Origin of the sequence: Pleomorphochaeta sp., from assembly GCF_050031695.1 — a bacterium.
In the GTDB taxonomy this organism is placed as follows: Bacteria; Spirochaetota; Spirochaetia; order Sphaerochaetales; family Sphaerochaetaceae; genus Pleomorphochaeta.
Genome location: NZ_JBNAIC010000012.1, coordinates 42,114 through 59,358 on the forward strand (window position 1 = coordinate 42,114; position 17,245 = coordinate 59,358).

A 17,245-nucleotide genomic window follows, 5' to 3' on the forward strand; every position below is an offset into this window, starting at 1 on the left:
TAAAAATATAAGTCTATAAAAAATCACTCCCCAATAATGAGGAGTGATAAAATTTATAATAAATATTTATTATTTTTTGTAGATAGTCTTTAATGGATGGTAATCCATAGTATTTGTATACCAACCACCCCATACTTCTGTATCAATCATATTAAGAGTGATGTAGTAATATAGAGGCATAATTGCTGCGTCTTCATTAATCATGATGTCTTCAGCAGTTTTTAGAGTTCCTAATCTATCAACAGGATCAGCAATTGTTGCTGCTTCTTTGATTAATAGGTCATAAATATCACTAGTATATCTACCACCATTCATAGCAGAACCTTGAACAAACATATCTAAGAATGTGTTAGGATCTTGGTAATCACCTACCCAACCAGCTCTTGATAATTCGAAAGCACCAGCATTTCTGTCTGATAGGTATGTTCCCCATTCTTTATTTTCAAGAACGATATCAATGTTTAATTTTTCTTTTAATTCTTGTTGAACGAATTCAGCAATTTGTTTGTGACCTTCACTTGTATTGTAAAGAAGAGTGATTGTAGGACAACCAACACCATTAGGATATCCAGCAGCAGCTAAGAATTCTTGTGCAATTTCAGTTGCTTCGTCATCATCTTCAAAAGGGAATTCAAGAGCATCATAGCCAGCCATTGGAGGTACAATACCCCAAGCAGGAATTTGACCAGATTTAGTAACACCTTCAACTAATGCTTCACGATCGATAGCATATTGAAGAGCTTTTCTTAAGTTTACGTTATCAAAAGGAGCTTTTACTGTTTGGAATACATAGTAATAAGTTGCTAATTGAGGAGAAGCTTTATAAGAACTCTTCATTTGAGCTGAACCTAATTTGTCTGTTGGAACGTTTGTTAACCAATCAATTGTACCAGCTTCATAATCGATATAGTTAGTGTTTTCATCATCTGATGATAAGAATACTAAAGTATCAATTTTAACTGCATCTGCATCCCAATATAATTCGTTAGGAACACATACGATTTTTGATTGAGGGATTCTTTCTTTTAATGTGAAAGGTCCATTACCTACGAAGTTTTCAGGTTGTGTCCATTGGTCACCATACATTTCAATAGCATGTTGAGGAACTATAGCGAATGAATAATGTTCTAGTGCACCAATTGCATAAGGAAGAGGTCCAATTAAGTCCATTTGGAATGTTTTGTCATCAAGAGCTCTGATGCCAACGCCTTCAGCAGAACCAGTACCATCGTTATATGCTTGAGCACCTTCTAAGAACATACATGGGAACCATGCATAAGGTGAAGCTGTTGCAGGATCTAATTCTCTTAACCAAGAATAAACTACATCGTTTGCTGTGATAGCTACGCCATCAGACCAAACTGCATCTCTTAAATGGAATGTATATTGTGTGCCATCTTCGTTTGATTCCCAAGATTCTGCTAAGCCAGGAATAGGGTCTGCAGTCATAGGATCGATAGATGTTAAACCTTCAAATAATGCCATTAAAATTCTGTGTTCAGGAACACCTTGAACTTTTGCTGGGTCTAATGATTGAGGTTCTGCACCATTAGATATAACGAATTTTACGCCTTCATCTTCAACAACAGCAGGTGCTTCGGTTTTAGGTTCTTCAACTTTTGCAGGTTCTGTTGCTTTAGTTTCTACGGTTTTTTCAGTAGTAGCTGCAGCAGGAGTTGTAGTAGCAGCAGGTTCTTCTTTGCCACCACAAGAGACTAATACAGTAGCTAATAGCAATAAGCTAAGAGTAATAGATAATGTCTTTTTCATAGATTATCTCCTTGTAGATTTGTTAAATATTCTCTATTCTTTTAAAATATTAATAATTATATTATAGCATAATATATATAGAATAGTAAACGATGTATTATTGATTACGTCAAGTAGAAAAAGTAAAAAACATCCAATTGTGTTATTTGTGTTACATATATGTTATTATTATTACATAAGAGAGGTTTAATATGAAATATCATTTAAAGAATTTAAATACAAAATTGATATATAGAAATAGTATGGTTTCGAGAACTGTTAGTTTGCTTTTTTTTCTTTTCTTTACTTGGGGTATAATAGATTCGCTTTTGTTAAATCAATCAATTTCAACATTAATTATTCCCTTTGTTTTAGATATAGTTGCATTAATCGGAGTTTTATTTATTGATAGATGGGTAATTGATAAAGAGTCAGTTCAAATTCAATATGAATTTGGTGTGTTTCCATTTTTATCTATAAAAAAATATGAAGTTAATGAAATAAGAAAAGTTGCTATTACTCATTTTGTCAAAGGAAGCTTTGATGAAAATGCTGAATATAAGAAAAAAGGTAGAGCTTATAGAGCTCAAGTAAGATTTTCTTTAGTTTTTAAAAATGATGAAAAAGTTGATGTTGAAATTATAGATGAGAAAAAAAGTGGTGGTACTTGTGAGAGAGCTGCTGTTCTATTTAGTTCTGCTTTAAATGTTCCTTTAACTAAAGATAGAGAGCGTGATTTAGACCTTGATGTAGGATTGAGAGATATAAACAAATTTAAAGGTTAGTGTATATTTGTTATAATTTTTATTAGATATTTTTTTATTAAACTTTAGTAAAGTTATGTGTATTTTAAAAGTTTCATTTCATAAAATAAAATGTTATTTCTTATCTAGATAGAATTTAGTTAATGTAAAAGTAGTTAGAAATATACATAAATGTGTATATATTTCTTGAATAAACTTGTAATTTAGAGTAAAGTTCTTTAGTCTGTCAAAGATGCATAAATATCATTTATGGTATTTTAGTGAATAAAATTCACAAATAGAGGAAGAATATGACAAAATATATTATTAAACGTTTAATAGGTATGATTCCTACTTTGCTTATCATTATTACTTTAAGTTTCTTTATTGTTAGAATCGCTCCTGGTGGCCCTTTTGATGGCGAAAGAGCTTTGCCAGAAGAAGTTTTAGCAAACATTGAGGCTAAATATCATTTAGATGAACCTGTATTAAAACAATATGCAAGATATCTATTTGATGTAGTTAGAGGGGATTTAGGTCCTTCTTATAAGTATGTAGATAATGATGTTAATTATTACATTTTTACATCATTACCAAATTCAGCAGTGTTAGGATCTATTGCTATCTTAATTGCATTGACGTTTGGTATACTGTTCGGAATATTAGCCGCAGTATATCAAAATTCATGGATTGATTATCTGACGATGGGTATAGCCGTCTTGGGGATATCGATACCCCTATTCGTAATAGGGCCGTTGTTGCAGCTAGTTTTTGCAATGAAACTCAATTGGTTCCCTATATCCGGTTGGTATAGTACAGGAGAAGGTTATTCAACTATCGTACTTCCAGCTCTTTCTTTATCATTTGCATATTTTGCAACTATTGCAAGATTAACTCGTTCTTCAATGTTAGATACTCTAAAGAGTGACTATATTAGAACTGCTAAAGCAAAGGGTATGAAAAACAGTACAATTATTTTTAAACATGCTATGAAAGGCGCAATGCTCCCTATTGTAAGTTATTTAGGACCTGCATTTGCTGGTGTTATTACTGGATCTATCGTTATTGAACAAGTTTTCCGTGTACCTGGTATTGGTAAATTCTTCGTTCAAAGTTCTTTTAACCGTGACTATACATTAATTATTGGTGTAGTTATTGTATTCTCAGTAATCTTGGTAATTATGAACTTTATTGTTGATATTGTTTATGCTTTACTTGATCCTAGAATCGCTTACTAATATATAAGGAATTTAATAGAAAATGAAAAAAGATAAAAAAAATATAGAAAATTCCGCAACTAACGAATTCGATCAAGTTGTAGTTGGAAATAGTTTAACTAAAGATGCTTGGAAAAGATTAAGAAAAAATAAGATGGCAGTTCTCGGTATGATTATTGTTATTATTTATGCTTTACTTTCAGCATTTGCTCCATTATTACCTTTACATCCATATGATGAAATTATTCTTGATCATCAAAATTTAGAACCTTCATTTAATAAAAGTGCTGGTGAATTAATGATGCAAAATAAGAAGAAAGACTTATATTTCAAGGCATGGAAAAATGGTACTTTAGTATTAACTGATGAACAATCTGCATTAATTAATGAATGGATTGAAGATAGTAAAACTAATAGTGTTTGGAATCTTTGTTTAGAAGAAGGTGAAAAACAATTAGCTGCAGGTACATTTACTTGGAGTGCAAGTGAACAAAAAAGTCTTGATAAGTTACAAAAAAATATTGATGAAGAATTATTTGTAACAATTAATAAAATATATAAAGATGGTAATGATTTACTTAAATCAGATAGTAGTTCATTAACTGAAATTTATGCAGGTATTTTAGGTATAGAAGATCTTTCATTAATTACTGCTCAAACTGAAAAAGAAATGAGTGCTTTTGTTTTTAATACTATTGAAATGGATGCTGATGTTAAAAAAGCTCTATCCGATGAAGATAAAACAGCTTTAATAAATAAAGAAATTGAAAAAATGGGTTCTGCAGAATATGAAGAAAACGTTGTTAATAATTTATACGGTAAAATTAATGCTTATTTATTAAAAGAAGTAACTAAAGAATTAGAAAAAGAAAATGAAAGTGGTAATTTAGAATTCCCATATGAAACAGAATTAACTCTTCATGATTTAAATATTTCTATTGAATCTTCAAAAGTTCATGAAAGACATTATTTATTAGGTACTGATTATAGTGGTAGAGATTTATTGAGTAGAATAATTTACGGTGGTCAAATATCTATAATGATTGGTCTAGTAGGTACTTTATTTAGTGTATTTATTGGTATTGTTTTAGGTGCACTAGCTGGATATGTTGGCGGTAAAACAGACTATATTATTATGAGAATAGTTGATGTTATGTATGGTCTACCTTATATGTTGATAGTTATTATTTTTATGGCAATATTTGGGCGTTCTATCTTTAACTTGTTTATAGCTTTAGGTATTGTTTCTTGGTTAACAATTGCTCGTATGGTTAGAGGTCAAATAATGAGTTTGAAAAATAGTGAATATGTTGAAGCGGCTAGATCGATGGGTGCTAAAACATGGAGGATTATTTTTAAACATATGATTCCAAACTCATTATCAATTATCATTGTTTATTCAACTCTTAGAGTTCCTGCTTTTATCATGCAAGAATCATTCTTGTCCTTCTTAGGTCTTGGTGTTCAAGCTCCAATGGCTTCTTGGGGATCAATGATTAGTAATGGTGTAGCTAGTATGACAATTTATCCTTGGAGATTAATTTTCCCATCAATTGCAATGACATTATTCTTATTTGCAATGAACTTCTTTGGTGATGGTCTTCGTGATGCGTTCGACCCACAAAGTAAGAACCAGCTTTAGGAGATGAAATAAAAATGAAAGATAAAAAACAACCAATGTTGGAAGTAAAAAATTTACAGACTCACTTTAAAACTGATGCTGGTATTGTTAAAGCTGTTAACGGTGTTTCCTTCACTGTTGATAAGGGTGAAACAGTTGGTATAGTAGGTGAATCTGGTTGTGGTAAAAGTGTAACGAACCTTTCAATTATGAAATTGATCCCATCTCCTCCTGGAAAGATTGTTGGTGGTGAAGTTTTATTTGAAGGTCAAAATATTTTAGATTTACCTGAATCAGAATTAAGAACTATTCGTGGTAATAAAATTTCAATGATATTCCAAGATCCTATGACTAGCTTAAATCCTTTTTTAAGGATTTCTACTCAAATGATTGAAACAATTCGTTTGCACGAAAAAGATGTTTCAAAAGAAGAAGCAAAAAAAAGATCTATAGAAATGCTTGAAAAAGTAGGTATTCCTGCTGCTGAAAAAAGAATTGATGCTTATCCTCACCAATTTTCAGGTGGTATGAGACAAAGAGTAATGATTGCTATGGCTTTATCGTGTAATGCTGATGTATTAATTGCTGATGAACCTACTACTGCTCTTGATGTTACTATACAAGCTCAAATTCTTGAATTAATTCAAGATATTAGTAAAGATTTTGGAACTGCTGTTATATTAATTACTCACGACTTAGGTGTTGTTGCAGGTATGTGTGATAAAGTATGTGTTATGTATGCTGGTAAAGTTGTTGAAGAAGCATATACTGAAGAATTATACAAAAATCCAGCACACCCTTATACAAGTGGTTTAATTCAAAGTGTTCCAAGAATGGATACAGAGAATAAACAAACTAAATTATTCTCAATTGAAGGGCAACCACCTAACGTAATTGATTTACCTCCATGTTGTCCATTCCATCCTCGTTGTCATAAAGCAATGGAAGTATGTAAATGCGCATTACCTCCAACTTATAAAATAAGTGAAGACCATTATGCAAATTGTTGGTTATATGCTAGTGAAGAAGAAGTCGCAAAAGCTTTAGCTGATGCTGCAAAGGAGAATGAAAATAATGAGTAAAGATAATAAAGTACTTTTAGAAGTTAAAGATCTAAAACAACATTTTCCTGTTAAATCTGGTGGTATATTAAACAAAACTATTGGTTCAATTAGGGCTGTTGATGGCATATCTTTTGATGTAAGAGAAGGTGAAACATTAGGAATTGTTGGTGAATCAGGTTGTGGTAAATCAACAACAGTTAGATCAATTGCACAATTATATAGACCAACAGCTGGTGAAGTATTATTTGATGGTAAAGATTTATGTAATGCTAGTGAAAAAGATTTAGCTTTAGCAAGACGTAATATTCAAATGATTTTCCAAGATCCTTATGCTTCTTTAGATCCAAGAATGACTGTTAGAACAATTATTAGTGAACCTTTAGAAATATATAATAAAAGAGGTTTATTAGAAACTAAATTAACTAGTCTAGAGATTGAAGATAAAGTTGAACAATTAATGGAAAGAGTTGGTTTAAATAAAGCCTTTAAAAATAGATACCCACATGAATTCTCAGGTGGTCAGAGACAAAGAATTGGTATTGCAAGAGCACTAGCTTTAAATCCTAGAATCATTCTAGCTGATGAACCTGTATCTGCTCTTGATGTATCTATTCAAGCTCAAATTTTAAACTTGTTAAATGATTTACAAAAAGAATTAAATTTAACATATATTTTCATTGCTCACGATTTGGCTGTTATTCAACACATTTCTACAAGAGTTGCTGTTATGTACTTAGGAAAAATTGTTGAATTAGCAAATGCAAAAGATTTATATGATAATCCTGCTCACCCTTATACTCAAGCATTATTATCTGCTGCACCAATTCCAGATCCTGAAATTGAAAGAAAAAGACAAAGAATTATATTAACAGGTGATGTTCCATCTCCTGATAAAAAACAAGAAGGTTGTTATTTCCAAGCAAGATGTCCAAAGAGAATGCCATGGTGTACATGTCATGTTCCACCAACATTTGATTTAGGAAATGATCATAAAGTAGCTTGTTGGTTATACGATGAAACTGATTATTCAAAGATTAGTGCTGAAGCTGCTAAAGCTGATGCAGAACATAACAAAGAATAGTTATAGCTACTGATACCTTATTGACTAACATTGCCAATGACACCTTATAATGGAGGAGCCGTTGGCAATATTTTTAGGAAAGTAATAATGAGTAAAAAATTTTATATAGAAAGCTTAGGTTGTTCAAAAAACCAAGTTGATGCAGAAGTGATTATAGATTTATTGAAGAATAAAGGATTTGAACAAGTCTTTGATGCAAAAGAAGGCGATATTGTTTTTATAAACACTTGTGGATTTATTGAAAGTGCAAAAGAAGAAGCAATTAATTCTCTATTTAGTTTAAGAGAAATGGCTCCAAAAGCTAAAATTATATTAGGTGGTTGTTTAGCACAAAGATATAGTGATGTATTAGATTTACCTGAAGCAGATGGTATTTTTGGTAATAGAGACCTAAAACAAATTGGCTCCTTAGTAGATGAAATGTTAGAAAGTGATTCTCAAGTTATTTTATCACCTGAATATCCAACTAATCCTGAAGATGATTATTATAATAGAAGTACTATTTTAAATTATCCTGGTGCTGCTTATCTAAAATTAAGTGAAGGCTGTAATCACAGATGTGCATTTTGTGCAATTCCTGTAATTAGAGGTCCTCTTAGATCTAGGAGTAGAAATCAAATATTAGATGAAGCTAGAAAACTTGTTAAAGGTGGAACTAGGGAGATAAATATAATAGCTCAAGATTTAGCAGCTTATGGTACTGATATAAGTAATAAGTCACAGTTTATGTCTTTATTAGAAGAAATCTGTGAAATTGAGGGAGATTATAAAATAAGATTATTATATATTCACCCAGATGCTTTCCCATTAGAGTTGATAGATTTTATTAAAAATAGTGATAAAGTTCTTCCTTATTTTGATGTACCTTTCCAACATGCTGCTACTCCTATCTTGAGAAAAATGGGTAGAGTTGGAACAAGTGAAAGTTATTATAATTTAATTACTAAAATTAGAGAAAGTTTACCTGATGCAGTAATTAGAACAACACTTATGTTAGGATTCCCTGGTGAAACTGAAGAAGATGTTGAAGAATTATTAGCATTTGCAAAAAAATGTCGTTTTGATTGGATGGGTTCTTTTGTCTACAGTAGAGAAGAGGATACTAAAGCTTTTGATATGATTGATGCTGAATCTCATGAAAAAGTTATTGAAAGAGCTAAAAAAGATCAAAAGAGATTAGAAGCAATTCAAGAAAAAATAACAAGTGAAAACTTAGAAAAATTTGTTGGAAATGTTTATGACGCTTTAATTGAAGAAAAGATTAAAGGTGAAGATTTAGCCATAGGTAGAATATATTCACAAGCACCAGAAGTTGATGGTTTAACAGTTATTATGGGAAGAGATTTAGTTCCAGGAACTGTAATAAAAGTTGGTATTAGAAAAGTAAATGGTGTTGATTTAGATGCAATTGTGGTAGGTTCTGATGATGAATAATGTACAAGTATGGATTGATAAGTTAAATAAAGAGCAAAAAGAAGCTGTATTAGAAAATTCACATCCATTACTTGTATTAGCTGGTGCAGGTAGTGGTAAAACTCGTGTTATCACTACCAAAATAGCATATTGTATTGAAGAGCTGGGTATTAATCCTTGGAATATTTTAGCTGTAACCTTTACTAATAAAGCTGCAAAAGAGATGAAAGATAGAGTATTAGAAATGCTTCCTTATAATAAAGAGAGTGAATTTAATATCAGAACGTTTCACTCTTTTGGAGTTTGGTTATTAAGACGTTTTACTAAAGAAGCTAATTTAGCTTCTTCTTTTACTATATATGATGATAATGATTCTCTCTCTTTGTTGAAGGGGATTTATCCTAGTATGCCTAAAAATGAATTATCTTTAACCTATAAAAGAATAAGTAGGGCAAAAGATATGGGATTAACACCTAACGATAACTTAGATATAATATCTCGTGATACCTTTTTTAAAAGAGCTTTTGTCGAATATGAGAATAAACTTAGAAGTGTTGGAAATGTAGACTTTGCTGATTTGATTTCTATTCCAACAAAACTTTTAAATACTAATTCTGAAGTTTTAAATTTTGTAAGGCATAGGTTTAAAGTAATATTAGTTGATGAGTATCAAGATTCTAATGTTGCACAGTTTAATTTACTACATACTTTAGTTGGTCCTAACACACAAGTTTGTGTTGTTGGTGATGATGATCAAAGTATATATAAATTTAGAGGAGCCGAGATAAAAAATATTTTATCATTTCCAGAGGTTTTTAACGGTTCGAAAACAATTACTTTAAATGAAAATTATAGATCAACCGTTTCTATACTCAATGTTGCATCAAGTGTTATTAAAAATAATAAATCTCGTCATAATAAAAATTTATTTACTAATAATTTTGAAGGTGAGAAACCGAAAATATATTATGTAAGTGATGAAAATGAAGAAGCTGATAAAGTTGTTAAATTAATTCAAAGAAATAAAAATTATAATAATAGTGCTATTCTATATAGAACAAATGCACAATCACAAACATTTGAAACTTTATTAAGACGTAAAGCAATTCCTTATAAATTAATAGGTGCTTTAAAGTTCTATGATAGAGAAGAAGTAAAAGATGCTATTGCTTTATTACAATTATTCTTTAATTCTAAAGATATTGTAAATTTTAGAAGAATGATAAATAAGCCACCACGTGGAATTGGTAAAACTAGCATAAATAAAATTGAAGCTTTATCTTTAGAGACAAAAGGCGATGTTTTCGATGCTATCAATCTAGCTATAGAAAGAAAGATGTTATCAGCAAAATGTACTACAGGTGCAAAAAATTTTATTGCATATATGGAAAAAGCATTTGAAATAATATCTAAAGGAAACTTGTCAGAAGGTGTAAAGACATTATTAGAAGATGTTGGATTAATCGAATATTATAAAAAGCAGGATGCTAATAAAGATACTTTTAAAGTTGAAAATTTAGGGAATTTGATTAATATTATTGAATCCTATAAATCTTCACTTGAAGGGTTACAGAAATTTTTAGTAGATAGTACTTTAGATAGAACAACAGTAGTCTCTGATGAAAAAGAGGAAAAAGATAAAAAAGACGGTGTTTCTTTGATTACTATGCACAATACAAAAGGTTTAGAATTTGATGATGTATATGTTGTTGGTTTAGAAGAAGGCTTATTTCCTAGTAAGAAGAGTGTTGAAGAAGATGAAAATGTAGAAGAAGAGAGAAGACTTTTTTACGTTTCAGCAACTAGAGCAAGAAATAGATTATATTTTTTTAGTGCATCCTCTAGAAAGACATGGGGACAAACTGAGTATAATAGAACTCCTTCAAGATTTTTAGATGAAATTGATGATGAATTAATTAAAGAAGTTGGTAACAAACCTATAAAATATAAAGAAGATTTAGATATATTTAGTGATAGTGCTCTCTCTTTTAGAAGAAAACAAAATAGGAATAACTATAATAATACATATAATAATGACACTTCTAATTTGATACACAAAGGTTTTAGCCCTAAAGCTAAGAAGTTTAAATTTGAAAAAGAAGAATCTAATGATAGTGTGGAAGCTCAATATCAAGTGGGAGATAGAGTATATAGTGAAGAAAAAGGCAAAGGTTGGGTTATAAGCACAATTATTAAAAATGATAGAGAAATTATAGGTGTAAAATTCGATAATGGGATAGATGCCAAATTTGTAAGTAAATTTGCAAAATTAGAAAAAATCTATGATGAGCTATAAAAAAATACTTATTTTTAAATAAATACATATCTAAGAAATAAATAGATAAAAAAATGTGTGTGATATACTAGACAAAAAGTGCAACTTTATGATAAAAATTTAAAAGTTGCGTATGTTAATATAATACGTACAAAAAATGAAGTTTTTTGACATAAAAAATAGAGCAGCAAGATAAATAGGGTGAATAATATTTATTTTGTGTTAAATTTCTTTTTTAAATTATGAAATGATAGTTGAACCTCTCAATTTAATTGTCACAAATAGTTTAATATTGATATTTAATTGGTATGAAAATGTTTTATATATTAGATATTTTTAAATTAGATGTAGGAATCTGTAATCCTTAATACCCGACCTTTCCTAGGGATTATATTAAAAATAATATTCATAATAAAATCTTTTTTTAATATGCTTTTTTCTGTCAATAATAATTGGTATTTTGCCAATAAATAAAATAAAAGAGATAAATTCTCTTAATAATAGGGTATAAAAACATGAAAACTATTTTTGTTAAACCACAAACAATGGAAAAAAAATGGTACGTAATCGATGCTGCTGGAAAAGATTTAGGTAGCGTTGCAGTTACTGCAGCACGTATTTTACGTGGAAAAAATAAACCTGAATATGTACCTCACCAAGATATGGGTGATTATGTAATTATTGTTAATGCAACAAAAGTTACAATGTCAGGTAAGAAATTTACTGATAAAATGTACTATAGCCACTCTAACTTCCCTGGTGGATTTAGAGCTACAAGTTATCAAGATATGTTACAAAGAAGACCAGAGTTCCCAATGGAACACGCTGTAAAAGGTATGCTACCAAAAGGTCCTTTAGGACGTAGTCTTTTCAGAAACATGAAGGTCTATGCAGGTGCTGATCATCCTCATAAGGCTCAAAACCCAATTGCGGTTGAACTATAAGGGAGCGTATAAATGGCTAAAAATGATACAAAAAAAGTAAACCTAGGTTCTGGTTTAGGTAGAAGAAAAACTTCTGTAGCACGTGTTTATTTAAGAGAAGGTAATGGTGCAATCACTGTTAATGGTAAAGATGCAGATACATATTTTGCAAATCCATTATTAGTAAATATTGTAAGACAACCTTTAAGCGTTACAGAAACTGCTGATAAATTTGATATTATTATTACATGTAATGGTGGTGGTGTATCAGGTCAAGCTGGTGCTTGCCGTCATGGTATTGCACGTGCTTTATGTGATAATGACGAAGCTTACCGCTCAGTATTACATTCAAATGGATATATGACTCGTGATGCACGTATGGTCGAAAGAAAAAAATTCGGTCAAAGAGGTGCTCGTCGCAAATTCCAATTCAGCAAACGTTAATATATTATTATGCGTTATGCAAAAATTACAAGGAGAGAAAATCCAGAAGGTATTTATGTACTTTCAAAAGGATGCTCTCCTTTTTTTGTGCCCAAAAAAATATTATTAGAATTTAACCTTCCTTTTTATAGTGAAGAAGATGATGTAGATGAAGAAATGTATATTATTCTACAAAATTTAAATGAATTATATTTATGTAGAAAAAAAGGTCTAGATTTATTAGCTAGACGTGAACATACAAAACTAGAATTAAAAGCTAAATTAGCTCAAAGAAAATTTAGTAAAAATTCTATAGAAAATACTCTTAATTATTTAGTTAAGAATAATTATTTAAGTGAAGAGAGATTTTGTGAATCTTTTATTATTTCTAAAAATAGAAATGGAGATGGAAAGTATTTAGTTTTACAAAAATTACAAAGTAAAGGAATCTCCTCTTCTTTTTCAAATGAAATATATGATGACTTAATTGACTTAGAAATGGAAATTAATGCTTGTGTTAAAGCAATAATGAAAATTAGTAGAAGAAATAAAAAGTTAGAAAAAAAAGAACTTTCTTATAAGCTACAAAATAAAGGATTTTCCTATTCAATAATAAAAGATTCTTTTGAAATTTATTTTGATAAAAATTAAAAATATCTAATAGCCTTTTTTTTATTAATTAATTAATATAGCTATATTATGATTGATGAATTAATTTTACATATAGTTAATATGGTACCAAGTGGAGCACTTGGAATGTTTATTCTATTTGCAATTATTGCAGTTTCTTTAGGAACACTCGGTAAAGGTGCAGATATGTTAGTAGATGAAGCTGTTACTTTATCTTATAAATGGGGTGTCCCTAAGATGTTAATAGGAGCAACTATTGTAAGCTTAGGAACTACATTACCAGAGGTTACAGTATCTGTTGTTTCAGCACTTCAAGGTTCTCCTGATTTAGCTCTGGGAAATGCTGTTGGATCTATAATTTGTGATACAGGTCTTATTTTAGGTGTTGCTGCACTAATAAATCCACTTCCTTTTAAAAAAGAAGTAGTGAATAGACAAAGTTGGTTACAATTTGCAGCCGGTATGTTATTAGTTTTAACAGCTTTTATTTTTGGTAGAGGAATGAACTCTTTCTCTACTGGAGGGAGAATCCCTCAATTTATGGGATGGGTATTTTTAGTTATTTTAGTACTATATATATATAATACAATAAGACTAGCAAGAAAAGGAAAGGTTGAAGATGGTGGTGAAAACCTTGAAGTTGATCAATCTTCTACTGCTATGGTATTTGTAAAATTATTTATAGGTATTACTTTAGTTATTTTATCTTCAAAAGTATTAATTCCAACTGTTCAAGAAACTGCAGTTAGATTACATATTCCTGAAACAATCATTGCTGCTACTTTAGTAGCTTTTGGCACAAGTCTTCCAGAATTGATTACAGCAGTAACTGCAACAAGAAAAGGCTATGGTGATTTAGCAATAGGTAATGTTTTAGGTGCTGATATCCTAAATGTATTATTTGTAGTAGGTGCTGCAGCTTCAGTTACTAAAGGTGGATTATTCGTTGATGTTAACTTCTTTAAATTGTTATTCCCTGCAATGTTATTCGTATTAATTACATGTAAGTTAGCAATTGAATTTTCAAAAGAGAAATTAAATAGAGTAGTAGGTACTATATTATTATCTGCATATTTACTTGTTACTATATTAAGTTATTCCGTAGCAATATAATAAAATATAAACAAAATAAAAAATCCTCCAGTTATGAAAAACATAGTTGGAGGACTTTTTTTGTATTAATTAATACTATAGAACGCGGAATGCTTTACGACCAGCATATTTAGCTGAATCACCTAAGTAATCTTCTGTTCTCATTAATTGATTGTATTTAGCTAATCTGTCAGAACGGCTCATTGAACCAGTTTTGATTTGTCCAGTTTCTAAAGCTACTACTAAGTCAGCAATGAAGCTGTCTTCTGTTTCACCAGAACGGTGAGAAACAATAGCTGTATAACCGTTTCTTTGTGCTAAATCAATAGCTTCGAAAGTTTCTGTTAAAGTACCGATTTGGTTTACTTTGATAAGAATTGAGTTTGCAACACCTTTTTCAAGACCTGTTGCTAATCTTTCAGTGTTTGTTACAAATAAGTCGTCACCAACTAATTGAACTCTATCACCAATTCTTTCAGTTAACATTTTCCAACCTTCCCAGTCATCTTCATCCATACCGTCTTCGATAGAAATGATAGGGTAACGAGTTGCCCAGTCTTCCCACATATCAACCATTTGTTCACTAGTTAGTTTATCACCAGTTGACCATCTTAGTTCATATAATTTTGTTTCTTTGTTATATAATTCAGATGAAGCAGGGTCTAAAGCAATCATGAAGTCGCCTTCACGACCAGCTGTGTAACCAGCAAGTTTAATAGCTTCCATGATAACTTCTAAAGCTTCTTCGTTAGATTTAAGATCTGGTGCAAAACCACCTTCATCACCAACACTAGTATTATAACCACGACCTTTTAATACAGTCTTTAAGTTGTGGAATACTTCTGCTGTCATTCTAACTGCTTCTCTAATAGAATCAGCACCAATTGGCATTACCATAAATTCTTGGAAGTCAACTTTGTTATCACTGTGAGCACCACCGTTGATAATGTTTGCCATTGGAACAGGTAATGTACATGCATGATAAGCACCTAAGTAAGCGAATAAAGGTCTGTCTAAGTAATCAGCTGCTGCACGAGCTACTGCCATTGAAACACCTAAGATTGCGTTTGCGCCTAATTTACCTTTGTTTGGGGTACCATCTAGAGCAATCATTGCTTGGTCGATAGCAACTTGATTAAGAGCATCCATACCTTCGATTTCTGGAGCAATAATGTTGTTAACATTATCTACAGCTTTTAAAACACCTTTACCTAAGAAACGGCTTTTATCACCATCACGTAATTCAACAGCTTCGTGAACACCTGTAGAAGCACCAGAAGGTACTGCTGCACGACCCATAAAACCGCTTTCTAAAATAACATCAACCTCTACTGTTGGGTTGCCGCGTGAGTCAAGGATTTCCCTTGCTTCAATTGATTCAATAATACTCATGATTTTACTCCTGATATTTTTTATATCGTGTTTAAAATATCTTAATTTTTTGATTAATTGTCAAGCTTTAAACCTATTATCTATAAATAAGGAAAAGAAAAAAAGGCCTTAATGATATATTTTTATCTTTTTTTTTATTTTTATTTAAATTTCTTCTCAAATTTTCAATTCTAAAGTATGATGTAACAAGGAGTAAACTATGGAAAAAACCTATTATAAACTACCAGTATTGAATTCATATCTGCTCAAAAATATTATTTTTTCAATGGAAAACCAAGGATCTATTGGGTATTTGGATTTAGAAAATGCAGAGGTCGTTGAAGTTGTTAATATTAATGATTCAGTGATAGTTAGGGAAAATAAAAAATCAGATAATTTAGTCACTTTAGTTATAAAGAATAATAAAGATAGATTTTTAGCACTACCACCATGGGGATCAATAGAAGGTTTTAAAATAAGAGAACAGTTTATTAAGGATATGAAAAATCCAGTATATAAAAAAACACTTAATCATGTATTTCATACAGGCCGTGGTGTTTTTAAGAAGTTTAAACAAGTTTTAAAAGAAAATCCTATAATTGAAAGACAGTGGTTAGATTTTAAGTCTAAATATATGAAAGCTATTGTAATTAATTGGTATAAAGAATGTGAAGGTTATATAAACCTTAATAATATGGATGAAGAGTTTGAAGAACTTCCAAATGATTTATTAATTAGTGATTTTGTTTTTTCTACAAAAATAGATAAAAATGTTGAAAAAAATATCGCTGAAATACAGTCTACTATTATTAATGAACTTGATTTTTTTGAAAAATTGATAGTAAACAGAAGAGAAGAAATTATTGTTAAACCGAACTACTTATTAGCTTATAACTTAGAAGATAATTTAGTAGGTTTTATTAAATGGGAAGAACTTGATTCTTCAAGTGTGGAAATAACTTCTTATGGTATATATGAGGAATATAGAGGGCTTGGTCTTTTTACATTAATGATGGATAAATTAATGAGAGAATTAAGTCGGAAAAAGTATAATAAAGTTGTGTTTTTTAAAGGCAAAAGCTTATCCAATTACGATTTAAATCTGAATAAAAATGATTTTGTTTGTGATTTTGGCTATTCCATTATTGATATAAATAGTTGGAATATGGATAAAAACTCAAGTGAATTAGTAGAAGTTTAAAGGTTTTTTCTTATAAAAATTTAATAAAATTGTATAAATATTGATAATTTTCAATTAATTTTATAGCCAAATTTCTTAGAAATTTGGTTTTATTTTTTTTATTCTTTTAGTGTAAAATATGCACCTATAGTATATCAAAAAGCAATATGTAGTTCAATTTAGAAGTATGGAGTTATGTGTATTTGAGTGTCTTAAATGTGTTTTTTTTTCTTGACATATAAGTTTACCCTTGTTACAATCCAAAATATATATATGGAAATAAAAGGGATTTTCGTGTGACTTTGGTCACGCTCCCGAAACTATTTGGAGGAAGTATGAAAAAGTTTTCTGCTTTATTATTAACAGGTATTATAGGAACAAGTATGTTGTTTGCAGATTTTTCTGGTACAGCAACATTTTCACACACATTAGCAGATTTTGATACAGCTAATTTAGATTTTGG

General features: G+C 30.2%; 14 protein-coding genes. 12 read left to right on the top strand and 2 right to left on the bottom strand.

The window, feature by feature from the left end; all coding sequences use genetic code 11:
* Window positions 1–69: 69 nt before the first annotated feature.
* A complete protein-coding gene (locus ACPKM0_RS01670) occupies window positions 70–1,770 on the bottom strand; it encodes a peptide ABC transporter substrate-binding protein (RefSeq protein ID WP_472473058.1) in 1,701 nt (566 codons plus the stop codon).
* A gap of 191 nt (window positions 1,771–1,961) precedes the next feature.
* Here ACPKM0_RS01670 and ACPKM0_RS01675 point away from each other — a divergent pair, with 191 nt between their 5' ends.
* From ACPKM0_RS01675 to ACPKM0_RS01725, 11 genes are all read left to right on the top strand, one after another.
* A complete protein-coding gene (locus ACPKM0_RS01675; RefSeq protein WP_472473059.1) occupies window positions 1,962–2,534 on the top strand; it encodes a hypothetical protein in 573 nt (190 codons plus the stop codon).
* A 269-nt stretch (window positions 2,535–2,803) separates the two neighbouring features.
* Entirely contained in the window at window positions 2,804–3,730 is a 927-nt protein-coding gene (oppB, locus tag ACPKM0_RS01680; protein WP_472473060.1) for an oligopeptide ABC transporter permease OppB, read from the top strand.
* 22 nt (window positions 3,731–3,752) lie between these two features.
* The gene (locus ACPKM0_RS01685) at window positions 3,753–5,351 is read left to right on the top strand and encodes an ABC transporter permease (RefSeq protein ID WP_472473061.1); all 1,599 of its coding nucleotides are present in this window, start codon (window positions 3,753–3,755) and stop codon (window positions 5,349–5,351) included.
* 14 nt (window positions 5,352–5,365) lie between these two features.
* Entirely contained in the window at window positions 5,366–6,412 is a 1,047-nt protein-coding gene (locus tag ACPKM0_RS01690; RefSeq protein ID WP_472473062.1) for an ABC transporter ATP-binding protein, read from the top strand.
* Complete coding sequence (locus tag ACPKM0_RS01695; RefSeq protein ID WP_472473063.1) at window positions 6,405–7,475, top strand: ABC transporter ATP-binding protein; 1,071 nt, start codon at window positions 6,405–6,407, stop codon at window positions 7,473–7,475. The genes ACPKM0_RS01690 and ACPKM0_RS01695 overlap by 8 nt, the downstream gene beginning before the upstream one ends.
* Window positions 7,476–7,562: 87 nt before the next feature.
* Window positions 7,563–8,909 (top strand): 30S ribosomal protein S12 methylthiotransferase RimO, encoded by a 1,347-nt coding sequence (gene rimO, locus ACPKM0_RS01700; protein ID WP_472473064.1) that lies wholly within the window; start codon window positions 7,563–7,565, stop codon window positions 8,907–8,909.
* Window positions 8,899–11,184, top strand: coding sequence for an ATP-dependent helicase (locus ACPKM0_RS01705; protein ID WP_472473065.1), 2,286 nt, complete (start codon window positions 8,899–8,901; stop codon window positions 11,182–11,184). Before rimO ends, ACPKM0_RS01705 begins: the two co-directional genes overlap by 11 nt.
* A gap of 494 nt (window positions 11,185–11,678) precedes the next feature.
* Entirely contained in the window at window positions 11,679–12,107 is a 429-nt protein-coding gene (rplM, locus tag ACPKM0_RS01710) for a 50S ribosomal protein L13 (RefSeq protein ID WP_472473066.1), read from the top strand.
* A gap of 12 nt (window positions 12,108–12,119) precedes the next feature.
* On the top strand, window positions 12,120–12,530 hold the full coding sequence (rpsI, locus tag ACPKM0_RS01715; protein ID WP_472473067.1) for a 30S ribosomal protein S9: 411 nt from the start codon (window positions 12,120–12,122) through the stop codon (window positions 12,528–12,530).
* Window positions 12,531–12,539: 9 nt separating this feature from the next.
* Complete coding sequence (locus ACPKM0_RS01720; RefSeq protein WP_472473068.1) at window positions 12,540–13,160, top strand: regulatory protein RecX; 621 nt, start codon at window positions 12,540–12,542, stop codon at window positions 13,158–13,160.
* A 48-nt stretch (window positions 13,161–13,208) separates the two neighbouring features.
* Complete coding sequence (locus ACPKM0_RS01725; RefSeq protein WP_472473069.1) at window positions 13,209–14,252, top strand: calcium/sodium antiporter; 1,044 nt, start codon at window positions 13,209–13,211, stop codon at window positions 14,250–14,252.
* 75 nt (window positions 14,253–14,327) lie between these two features.
* Here ACPKM0_RS01725 and eno read toward each other — a convergent pair whose 3' ends face one another.
* The gene (eno, locus tag ACPKM0_RS01730; protein ID WP_472473070.1) at window positions 14,328–15,623 is read right to left on the bottom strand and encodes a phosphopyruvate hydratase; all 1,296 of its coding nucleotides are present in this window, start codon (window positions 15,621–15,623) and stop codon (window positions 14,328–14,330) included.
* 199 nt (window positions 15,624–15,822) lie between these two features.
* Between eno and ACPKM0_RS01735 the strand changes: the two genes are divergently transcribed.
* Entirely contained in the window at window positions 15,823–16,803 is a 981-nt protein-coding gene (locus ACPKM0_RS01735) for a GNAT family N-acetyltransferase (protein WP_472473071.1), read from the top strand.
* Window positions 16,804–17,245 lie beyond the last annotated feature (442 nt).

Coding starts and splice junctions, on each gene's coding strand:
- ACPKM0_RS01675 (WP_472473059.1), top strand. CDS start 1,962: ATGAAATATCATTTAAAGAATTTAAATACAAAATTGATATATAGAAAT.
- rimO (WP_472473064.1), top strand. CDS start 7,563: ATGAGTAAAAAATTTTATATAGAAAGCTTAGGTTGTTCAAAAAACCAA.
- ACPKM0_RS01705 (WP_472473065.1), top strand. CDS start 8,899: ATGATGAATAATGTACAAGTATGGATTGATAAGTTAAATAAAGAGCAA.
- ACPKM0_RS01720 (WP_472473068.1), top strand. CDS start 12,540: ATGCGTTATGCAAAAATTACAAGGAGAGAAAATCCAGAAGGTATTTAT.
- ACPKM0_RS01685 (WP_472473061.1), top strand. CDS start 3,753: ATGAAAAAAGATAAAAAAAATATAGAAAATTCCGCAACTAACGAATTC.
- ACPKM0_RS01690 (WP_472473062.1), top strand. CDS start 5,366: ATGAAAGATAAAAAACAACCAATGTTGGAAGTAAAAAATTTACAGACT.
- ACPKM0_RS01735 (WP_472473071.1), top strand. CDS start 15,823: ATGGAAAAAACCTATTATAAACTACCAGTATTGAATTCATATCTGCTC.
- rplM (WP_472473066.1), top strand. CDS start 11,679: ATGAAAACTATTTTTGTTAAACCACAAACAATGGAAAAAAAATGGTAC.
- ACPKM0_RS01670 (WP_472473058.1), bottom strand. CDS start 1,770: ATGAAAAAGACATTATCTATTACTCTTAGCTTATTGCTATTAGCTACT.
- eno (WP_472473070.1), bottom strand. CDS start 15,623: ATGAGTATTATTGAATCAATTGAAGCAAGGGAAATCCTTGACTCACGC.
- ACPKM0_RS01725 (WP_472473069.1), top strand. CDS start 13,209: ATGATTGATGAATTAATTTTACATATAGTTAATATGGTACCAAGTGGA.
- ACPKM0_RS01695 (WP_472473063.1), top strand. CDS start 6,405: ATGAGTAAAGATAATAAAGTACTTTTAGAAGTTAAAGATCTAAAACAA.
- oppB (WP_472473060.1), top strand. CDS start 2,804: ATGACAAAATATATTATTAAACGTTTAATAGGTATGATTCCTACTTTG.
- rpsI (WP_472473067.1), top strand. CDS start 12,120: ATGGCTAAAAATGATACAAAAAAAGTAAACCTAGGTTCTGGTTTAGGT.